This is a genomic window from Polaromonas sp., assembly GCF_030689685.1.
Taxonomy (GTDB): Bacteria; Pseudomonadota; Gammaproteobacteria; order Burkholderiales; family Burkholderiaceae_C; genus Polaromonas.
In genome coordinates this window covers 1-9648 of record NZ_JAUYEY010000062.1, presented here as the reverse complement: position 1 = coordinate 9648, position 9648 = coordinate 1, and the positions used below count along the sequence as shown (strand labels likewise).

The window sequence follows — 9648 nt, the reverse complement described above, 5'->3', positions numbered from 1 at the left end:
CATCCATCGTTGTGGCTTGCGAGATCGCTATTTGCGCAATTTCGATCGTCTCATCATCCCCGGTAACTGGACGTGCCATGACTTTCTCCATCAAGTATGATGGAGGATATTATTGCACTAATGTTGTGGAAATGGAATTAGGGGACGCCGGGCAAGGCATAAGCCGCTAAAGTTGTTGTTACGTCTTGTTGCACAATCTCAGGATGCTTTTCAAACTTCTCCGTTCATCACGAAAGCGCCATGTCTCTTGAGCAGCCTGTTCTCTGGTTGGGCTTTGCCGGGTTTACGCCTGAGCAGAGCAATCACCTGGAGGCGCAGATAGGCAAGTTGCCCAAAGGATGGCCGGCTTGGCAAAGCGGGCCGTTTTCCGAGGCCGATGCCTGGCTGATCAGCGGCGAAAAAAGCCGACTGCTCAATGCCGACACCCTGAAAATCCTGGCCGGACGGCCGACCGAACGCGTGCTTCAACTGAATCTGGCGGAAATTGGGCGCCCGATTGCGTTCTCGCTGCCGCTAGCGTCCCGTGAGCTCGATCCGATGTACACCTTTGACCCGAGCTCCGGCCCCAGCCTGCACAAGGTGCTGCAGCGGCTCGAAGTCCACTTGCGCGCTCTGTGTTGCCAATTCGTGCTGGGCGGACAATTGATCGCGCGTGAAAACCAACTCTTGCCCGGCATTTATCAGGTCAGCTACAAGGGGGCCTTGCTGGCTGTGATGGATTTTCACGAATGGCGTATCGGTATTGCTCCCAACGTCGATCCGGTCGACTTCGAACTGGCCCGCTGGGACCGGCGCCCGCTTGCGGCGCGTGGCATCCCGGAGTACTTCCTGCCCAACAGCCTTTCACAATTGCGCTGGATCTATACCCAACGCACCAAACGCGACGTATTGCCGGCGCGTTATCGCAGCAAGCCGGTGTATTTTCGTCGTGCGCCCGATGTGCCCCTGCGCTGGTTGCGGGACTCGCAACTGGTGCTGCTTCGTGAACTGTCGGTCGAGTCCGCTGCGTTTGAGGTGCTGCAGCAGCGGACCCGCCTGCCGTCGGCGCAATTGGCGCGGGATTTAGCCAGTCTGTATTTTGCAGGCTCGGTCACCACCACCGCTGACAAGGCCGGGGCCCATGGCTTTTCAGGCCACGCCTTGCTGGACACGGCACAGACCGACCTGGCGGCAACGCCTGGCACCTTGCCGACTGAGCCGGCAGTCGCCGCCCCGCGCACTGGCTTGCGCGTGGATTTGACGGCACCCGCGCAGCTCGGACGCAAATAACCCCCCCTCACGCGCTGGGGTTTCAGCCGATTGCCAAGGCGCGCCAACGCGTTCAAGCTCGGCAGCGCTCTTCCCTTATTTTGTCGGCTTGATAGCGGGGTCCCCCATGCGCAGCGAAGTCACTGTCAGCTTCAAAAACAGTCCGCCCGTGCGGATGGATCTCAATGAAGTGCAGCCGCTGCCGCATGACCTGGCCAGGGTCTGGCTGGACGATCAGTTCGCGCAAATGGACTGCGAGCCGCTGCGGCCCACAGGCAAGCTGCTGACAGCCGACAAGATACTGGTGGTGGCCCAGGCCGCTGGCCCTGCCAGATTTGCCGACGCCGCCTGGGCCCAGGCCTTTGCCCGTGCCGCCAGCGCGGCACTGGCTAAGCCGGTGGTGCACATCGATGTGGCGGCGATGCGCCTCAGCTACTAGATTTCAAGCCTTTTAGGCCTCTAGGAGCCTGGGCGGCAGAAGGAACGTCGGCTGCAAAGCGGCCGCGCCGGTCCATTTTTCACCGGCTTCTTGCCCCATAGCTACGGCTATGGGGCTGCAAACCCGGCAAAAACTGTCCTCGCCGGGGCCACTTTTCGCTGCGACGCCTTCTGCCACCCAGGCTCCTAGCCCATGTGGAATGGGCCTAGACAGCTATCAAAAGCGTAGCAATTTTGGGGCCTTGGCGCGCGCGCCCGCAGCCGTCGATTCGCCACCTTTACACTCAAGCCAACTCCACAGGCACATCGCGCACACCAGACCATGCAAGGGCAACTTTTTACCCAGGACTTTTTGACCCGGGGGGTCACTGAAACGCCGCCTTTCCAGGCCCTGACAGACGCCGCCTTCACTGCCTTTTGCGCATCACTCAAAAATATCTTCGCCGGTCTGGACGGCGCCTCAACCATCAACGAGGCGCAGACCGAAGCGCTGGTGATCAACAAAGTGCTGGTGGCGCTGGGCTGGGGTGACGACACATTGCCCCAGGTCAACCTGTCGGGCAAGCGGCGCGAAGACGTGCCCGATGTGCTGCTGTTTGCCAATGCTGCCGCCAAGGCCACCGCCCTGCCGCTCAAGGACGACCAGCGTTACCGCCACGGCCTGGCCATTCTGGAAGCCAAGCGCTGGTTGCGGCCCCTGGATCGGGGCGATAGCGCCGAAGCCACCGACCCCGACGCCCCTTCTTCCCAGATGCTGCGCTACCTGAGCCGCGCCGACGTGGTGTCCGACCGCGCCGTCAAATGGGGCATGCTGAGCAACGGCGCCGTCTGGCGGCTGTACTGGCAAGACGCCCGCTCGCGGGCTGAAGAATTTTTTGAAGTTGATCTGGCTACCGCGCTGGGTGTGACCGGCATTCAGCCCGAGCTGGATGACATCGAGCCCGGCCACGCGTTGCGCCTGTTTTATCTGTTCTTCCAGCGCGAAGCTTTTTTGCCGCAAAGCTGGGACAACACCGGCCGAAGCTTTCATGCCTACGCCCTCAACGAAGCACGGCTGTACGAAGAAAAAGTCTCGCAAGACCTGGGCGCTCGCGTCTTCAACGACATTTTTCCGCAGCTCGCTGACGCGCTGGCCAAGGGCGACCTGCACGCCAAAACGCATGAGGTGGGTTACGGCCAGTTCAAACGCCCGCAGTTCACGCCCGAGTACCTGGACGAAGTGCGCGAAGCCGCGCTGGTGCTGCTGTACCGCCTGCTGTTTCTGTTTTACGCCGAAGACCGCAACCTGCTGCCCGTGCGCGATGCGCGTTATGCGCCGTACAGCGTGCGGCACTTGCGCGAGGATGTTCGGGACAAGGCGGATGCGGGTACTCGGTTTTCTCGTACCTTGAGCCCTATTTGGCTCAGCTTGAAAGGCGTTTTCTGGCTGATCGACAAAGGTGACGATGAAGTTGGTATGCCCGCCTACAACGGCGGCCTGTTCGAGCGCTCTCGTTCACCGCTGCTTGAGCGCACCAATGTGCCCGATGCAGTGATGGCCCCCATCATCGACGCGCTGTCACGCCGCACCGAAGACCTGCTACACGGCTGGATCAACTACCGCGACTTGTCGGTCTCGCACCTGGGCGGTATTTACGAACGCCTGCTCGAATACAGCCTGGTGCATGAGGTGCAGGCCAAAGACGACTTCAAAGACAAACCCGAGATCAACCGCATCACCGCCGCACCGGCCAGCTTTGCACGCAAGGTCTCAGGCAGCTACTACACACATGATGATCTGGTGCGGCTGATCCTGCGCGAGTCGGTGGGGCTGCTGGCAACCGAGCGCATGGACGCATTTGAGGCACACATCAAGAAGCTGGCAAAAAAGGGCTCGCTCAACCCCGGCGATTGGGACGCACTGGATGCGATAGATCCAGCCAGCCAAATACTGGAACTCAAAATTTGCGACCCCGCCATGGGCAGCGGCCACTTTCTGGTGGCACTGGTCGATTACCTGGCCGACCGCGTGCTGGAAGCGATCACCACTGCAACCCAGTTGGTCAGCGAGCAAGCTTGGGCAGCGCACCTCATGGAGTCTGGCCGCCCCTGGCAAAGCCCGGTGTTGCAGCGCCTGGCTGCGATTCGCAAGAGCATCAAGACCACCGCCAAAGACCACGGCTGGACCGTGACAGACGCGCAACTTGATGACCGCCACATTGTGCGCCGCATGATCTTGAAGAAGACCATCTTCGGCGTTGATAAAAATCCCATGGCGGTTGAACTGGCCAAAACCGCGCTTTGGCTGCATACCTTCACCGTCGGTGCGCCTTTGAGTTTTCTGGATCACCACCTCAAGACCGGCGACAGCCTGCACGGAGAAAAACTGCCCGACGTGCAGCGCGGCCTGCAGAACCTGGGCGCGCTGCTGCTGCAAAGCGAGTTTGACCGCTTGGGCCTGGCCGCCAAAAACATGGCCCAGGTGGCTGACCTGACTGACGTGGACATTGCCGAGGCACAACTGTCCAAACAACTGGCCAATGAAGCTACGGCGCAAACCGCACCGATTCACGCCGTGCTCGACTTCTGGCGCGCGCTGCGCTGGCTGGTGCCGGGCTGGCCTGTAGAGAAAATCAGCAAGCTGCCCAAGTTGCTTAAAGCCAGCCCCTCACCCCCGCCATCTCCCCAAAGGGGCGAGGGTGCAAGTCCGGTATTACCCCCTCTCCCGCGTGCGGGAGAGGGCAGGGGTGAGGGCCAATTTCTCCCTCTCCTCCCGGGAGAGGGCAGGGGTGAGGGCGCCCCGAATCCGCTTTTAGAAGGTCTGATCAAGCTACTGGAACCCGGCCAAAACCTGGTGACGGTCATTGGCGCGGGTCAGCTTGACGGTAAAGACGCAGCCACGCAAGCCGCCAATGACTTGATGGCAAAAGCCCGCGAACTGGCCACCCGGGAAACCTTTTTCCACTGGTGGACCAGCTTCCCCACCGTGTTTGGTGCGGGCAGCAAAGGCGGCTTTGACGCCGTCATCGGCAACCCGCCGTGGGACCGCATCAAGCTGCAAGAAGTCGAGTGGTTTTCTGAGCGCAGCCCGGCCATCGCTGCGCAAGCCAGAGCCGCCGACCGCAAAAAAATGATTGCGGCGCTGCAAGGCGTGCAGATGACACAAACCGGCACCCATACGCCGCCTGTCGCAGACCTTTGGGGGCAGTATCAATCGGCATGCGAGCGCGCCGAGGCCAACGCCCGCGTGCTGGGCAACGGCAAACTCGGTAGCAGCGACTATCCCCTGTTGGGCGGCGGCGACGTCAATCTTTACAGCCTGTTTGTCGAACGCGCGCAGGCATTGACTGCGCCCGACGGCGTGGTCGCCTTGCTCACACCCAGCGGTATTGCTGCCGACAAAGGCGCGGCTGAGTTTTTTAGCAGCCTCAGCAGCACCGGGCGGCTTGGAGCGCTGTTTGACTTTGAGAACCGCAAGGTCTTCTTTCCCGACGTGCACGCCAGCTTCAAGTTCTGCACGCTGGTATTCGGCGGTCCGGCGCGCAAGTTCAATCAGACCCGTTGCGCCTTCTACCTGCATCAACTGGAAGAGCTGGATGATGTGGCTCGTGTGCTGACACTCGGCGCTGAAGACTTTCAGCGTGTAAACCCAAATACAGGCGCGGCGCCCATCTTCCGTAATCGGCGTGATGCCGACATCACGCTCGGTCTTTATGCGGCACATCCGGTACTCGTCAAACATGGTGTTGAAAGCAAGTCGGTAGGGCCGCAGCCCGACTTGAAAACGTGGCCTGTCAAATACCAGCGCATGTTTGATATGACCAACGATTCAGCCCTTTTTTTGAAGGGCGGAGAACTGGAAAAAAAGGGATGGCAGCGCACGGAGCTGAACCGCTGGAAAAAGCACGACGTGTATGCGGTGCCGCTGTATGAAGGCAAGATGGTGCAGATGTACGACCACCGGGCGGCGGACGTGGTGGTGAATGCAGCCAACCTCAAGCGTGCTGCGCAGCAAGAAGCGATTGACGGTGCTGAGAAGGCTGCCCCCGACCGTTTCCCGATGCCGCAGTATTGGGTCAGTGATTCGGACGTGGATAAAACATGGGCAGGCCAGTGGTGTATTGCCTACAAGTCAGTCACAGCCCCCAGCAATATGCGCACCATGATTGGCGCCATCGTGCCCAAGTGCGGTGTGGGCAACAGCATGGCCATGTTGCTGCCTGAGCCCGGGCACGAGGCCAGTTATGCGCGCTGGGCGCCGCTGCTGATGGCCAACCTGAGCTGCATGGCATTTGATTTTGCCTTGCGCCAGAAAGTGCAGGGCCAAAACCTCAACTGGTTCATCGTCGAGCAATCGGTGGTCATTGCTGCCGCCCGCTTCAACCAACCATTACCCGCCACTTTCGCCCAAGCCATGCGCGCCGCCAACCTGATGAACGGCCACCACCCACATCCCAGCGTGGCTGACTTTGTGATTCCCCAGGTGCTGGCGCTGAGCTACACCGCCCACGACATGGCGCCGTTTGCGCGTGACTTGGGGTATGTCGATGCTGCGGGCGAGGTACTGCCGCCCTTTGTGTGGAACGAAGAAGAGCGCCGCGCCCGTTTGGCCGCGCTGGATGCGCTGTTTTTCTACCTGTACGGTTTGAATGCCGACGACGCAGCCTACATCCTGGACACCTTTCCCATCGTGCGGGACCAGGACATCAAGGCTTTTGGCCGTTACCGCACAAAGGAGGATATTCTTCAAGGTCTTGAACTGCTGATGGTTTGAACGATGAACACCCAGTTTTCATTTTTTTCTGAGGCCGACGATTGCCCTGGCGACTCCGCCGACCCAAAGGCAGCGGCGACAGGCAGCAGCGCCCTTCGGCTGACGGTGGGCAAAGATGCGCGCCTGTCCCCTGCGCAGCTTCGCTTTAACCGCTTGCTTGCGCGTATCGAAAAAGTAAAAGAACAGATGGCGGACCTTGAAACCCTGGCGGACGCCTATCGTCCGCAGTACAGCGCCACGCTGACGTCGCTGGAAGATAAAAAGCAAGCGCTGATGCGCAGCATGATTCACAAGCTCGATGAGTGCATACAGGGCACGGGGCTGACTGCTGTGCAAAAGCGCATTGGCGCTGAAATTTTGTGCGACCTGACTGAGGCGCTGGCGGCTTTGGGCGATGAAACCATGCAGGTGCTGCACGACAAATACAGCGCGCGCAGTCTGCGCGACAAAGAGCAGGACAGCATTGCAGACATGCGCGACGTGATGGAGCAGATGTTGGGTCAACCGCTGAAATCGGACGAACCCCTGGATTCTTTTGACGCCATGATGAACGCTATGGCGCAGCATTTCAAAGAAACCACCGGGGACGACCAAACGCAGCGCAAAGCCACTGGGGCCAGTAAAAAGCCCACAGTGGCCCAGAAAAAAGCCGCGCAACAGCAAGAAGACGCTGAGACGGTGTTGCGCAAGGTATTTCGGCAACTGGTCAGCAGCCTGCACCCTGACCGAGAACGTGACCCTGCCGAGAAGCAACGTAAAACCACGTTGATGAGCGAGGCCAATGTTGCCTATGGACGGCAAGACCTGGTGGCCCTGCTGCAAATTCAGATGCGGGTTGAGCAATCAGGCGTACAGTCCTTCGCCCAGCTTGCCGAAGAAAAAATTGAGGCAATGACTCTGCTGCTCAAACAGCAGGCCGCCGAGCTGGAGCGCGGTCTGCATCAGCGTAAACATCAGTTGCTTGAAGAGTTTGATCTTTCGTGGAGCGATGTATTCAGTGCGGCGGGACTGCGCACCCGGTTGCTGGCACAGGAAAGGGTTTTGCAGCGGGAACTGTCAGTCATGCAGCAAGACCTGCTGCAAGTCCAGGAAGCTGCCGGCCTCAAGCAGTGGCTCAAGCGGCAGCAGCAACTGATGCGAGAGGATGAGAAAGACCGGGCCCGTCGGTTTTTTTGAGCCGCAGCGGTGTCACCGTGCAATGAAAACGCGCGAACGGCCAGAAAAATGCCATCAACCGCATTGAGCAAGGCCGCGTCCTCGTCTGCGCCAAAAGTGATGGCCTCGGGTACGTCGGCAAAAGTCACCAGCACAGTCCCGCCATCAAGGCTCAGGGTCACGGGGTAATCAAACATGTTTTGTCCTTATTTCAAACCAAGCTGGCGTTTGATGGTGATGACTCAGGTTGCCCCCGGCTGCTCTCTTTCTCCCTCGCCCTCTGGGAGAGGGTTGGGGTGAGGGCTCCCAGCAGCCGAATGGATGTGACTTGATCGAACCCAGCGGCACCCTCACCCTAACCCTCTCCCGCCAGCGGGAGAGGGGACCGAACCTCGGCAGCGCTGAGTAGTTACCTTTATGGCAATCTTTTGGCCTGTAGCCCTTATCTACCGGGCGTAAGCAGCTACTAAATCAATAGCAACTCAATTACCCCGCAGCGCCTCCAGCAGCCGCGCGTGAACGCCGCCAAAGCCGCCATTGCTCATGCAGAGCAAATGGTCACCGGGGCGGGCCGCCGCTGTCACCTGGGCCAGCAACTGCTCGATGTTGTCGGCCACCTGTGCGCGCGCGCCCAGGGGGGCCAGTGCGGCCCGGGCGTCCCAGTCGAGTCCGCCCGGATGGCAAAACGCCAGATCGGCGCTTTCCAGGCTCCAGGGGAGTTGCGCGGTCATGCTGCCCAGCTTCATGGTGTTGCTGCGCGGCTCGAAAATCGCCAGGATGCGCTGCGCCCCGCCCTGACCTCTCAGTTGACGCCGCAGGCCGTCGATGGTGGTATGGATCGCCGTCGGGTGGTGCGCAAAGTCGTCATACACGGTAATGCTGCCACCAGGCCGCGCCACCACGCCGCGCACTTCCATGCGGCGCCTGACGTTCTCAAAACTTGCCAGCGCCTCGGCAGCCAGCGCGGGCGCCACCCCCACATGTTCGGCGGCCGCGATGGCGGCCAGCGCGTTGAGCTGGTTGTGCACGCCGCTGATGGCCCATTCGACGCGGGCGACTTTATTGCCAGCTTTCAGCACATCAAAAGCATCGGGCTCGCCGCGCGCCGCAAACCCTTCTGACGCATCTCCACCGAAGAGTACCCGCTCACTCCAACAGCCCTGGGCCAGCACCCGGGCCAGGCTTTCTTCACGCGCGTTGACGACGATGCGGCCCGAGCCGGGCACGGTACGCACCAGGTGGTGAAACTGCCGCTCAATCGCGGCCAGGTCGTCAAAGATGTCGGCGTGGTCAAACTCCAGGTTGTTCAAAATCGCGGTGCGCGGCCGGTAATGCACAAACTTGCTGCGCTTGTCAAAAAACGCGGTGTCGTATTCATCGGCCTCAATCACGAAGCTGTTGCCGCTGCCCAGCCGGGCCGACACGCCAAAATTGAGCGGCACACCCCCCACCAGAAAACCGGGTTGCAGGCCGGCGCACTCCAGAATCCAGGCGAGCATGGCGGTGGTGGTGGTTTTGCCGTGGGTGCCGGCCACGGCCAGCACATGGCGCGGGCCGGTGGCGTGGTGCGTGGGGTGGTGCAACACATGGCCCGACAGCCATTGCGGGCCGCTGGTGTAGGGCAAGCCGGCGTCCAGAATCGCCTCCATCAGAGGGTATCTGGCTTTTCCGCCGGCATCGTGCGCGCGCGAGACAACATTGCCCACCACAAACACATCCGGCTGAAAAGCCAGCTGGTCGGCGCCGTACCCTTCAATCAGCTCGATCCCCAGCCCGCGCAACTGATCGCTCATGGGCGGATAAACGCCGGTGTCGCAACCCGTGACCTTGTGCCCGGCCTCGCGCGCCAGCGCCGCCAGGCCGCCCATGAAGGTGCCGCAGATTCCCAGGATATGTATGTGCATGCGGGTATTCTAGGAGCCTGGGCGGCAGAAGGCGTCGAAGCGAAAAGTGGCCCCGGCGAGGACAGTTTTTGCCGGGTTTGCAGCCTCATAGCCGTAGCTATGGGGCAAAAAGCCGGTGAAAAATGGACCGTCGCGGCCGCTTTGCAGCCG

At 60.6% G+C, this 9648-nt stretch carries 5 protein-coding genes; 4 read left to right on the top strand and 1 reads right to left on the bottom strand.

Translation table 11 applies throughout. The annotated features are described in order from the left end of the window. The first annotated feature begins 240 nt into the window (after positions 1-240). From Q8O29_RS14720 to Q8O29_RS14705, 4 genes are all read left to right on the top strand, one after another. The gene (locus Q8O29_RS14720; protein WP_305564064.1) at positions 241-1269 is read left to right on the top strand and encodes a hypothetical protein; all 1029 of its coding nucleotides are present in this window, start codon (positions 241-243) and stop codon (positions 1267-1269) included. A 106-nt stretch (positions 1270-1375) separates the two neighbouring features. After that, entirely contained in the window at positions 1376-1687 is a 312-nt protein-coding gene (locus Q8O29_RS14715; protein ID WP_305564062.1) for a hypothetical protein, read from the top strand. Positions 1688-2008: 321 nt separating this feature from the next. Next, positions 2009-6439: an Eco57I restriction-modification methylase domain-containing protein gene (locus Q8O29_RS14710; RefSeq protein WP_305564060.1), complete on the top strand. Its 4431-nt coding sequence runs from the start codon at positions 2009-2011 to the stop codon at positions 6437-6439. Positions 6440-6442: 3 nt separating this feature from the next. Beyond that, positions 6443-7615: a hypothetical protein gene (locus tag Q8O29_RS14705; protein ID WP_305564058.1), complete on the top strand. Its 1173-nt coding sequence runs from the start codon at positions 6443-6445 to the stop codon at positions 7613-7615. Positions 7616-8076: 461 nt separating this feature from the next. On the opposite strand, the gene mpl is transcribed toward Q8O29_RS14705, so the two are convergent. Further along, on the bottom strand, positions 8077-9498 hold the full coding sequence (gene mpl / locus Q8O29_RS14700; RefSeq protein WP_305564056.1) for a UDP-N-acetylmuramate:L-alanyl-gamma-D-glutamyl-meso-diaminopimelate ligase: 1422 nt from the start codon (positions 9496-9498) through the stop codon (positions 8077-8079). Between the last annotated feature and the right edge of the window lie 150 nt (positions 9499-9648).

What these genes read in the sequence shown, in the direction of transcription:
- Q8O29_RS14705 (WP_305564058.1), top strand. Translation starts at nt 6,443, where the DNA reads ATGAACACCCAGTTTTCATTTTTTTCTGAGGCCGACGATTGCCCTGGC.
- Q8O29_RS14720 (WP_305564064.1), top strand. Translation starts at nt 241, where the DNA reads ATGTCTCTTGAGCAGCCTGTTCTCTGGTTGGGCTTTGCCGGGTTTACG.
- mpl (WP_305564056.1), bottom strand. Translation starts at nt 9,498, where the DNA reads ATGCACATACATATCCTGGGAATCTGCGGCACCTTCATGGGCGGCCTG.
- Q8O29_RS14715 (WP_305564062.1), top strand. Translation starts at nt 1,376, where the DNA reads ATGCGCAGCGAAGTCACTGTCAGCTTCAAAAACAGTCCGCCCGTGCGG.
- Q8O29_RS14710 (WP_305564060.1), top strand. Translation starts at nt 2,009, where the DNA reads ATGCAAGGGCAACTTTTTACCCAGGACTTTTTGACCCGGGGGGTCACT.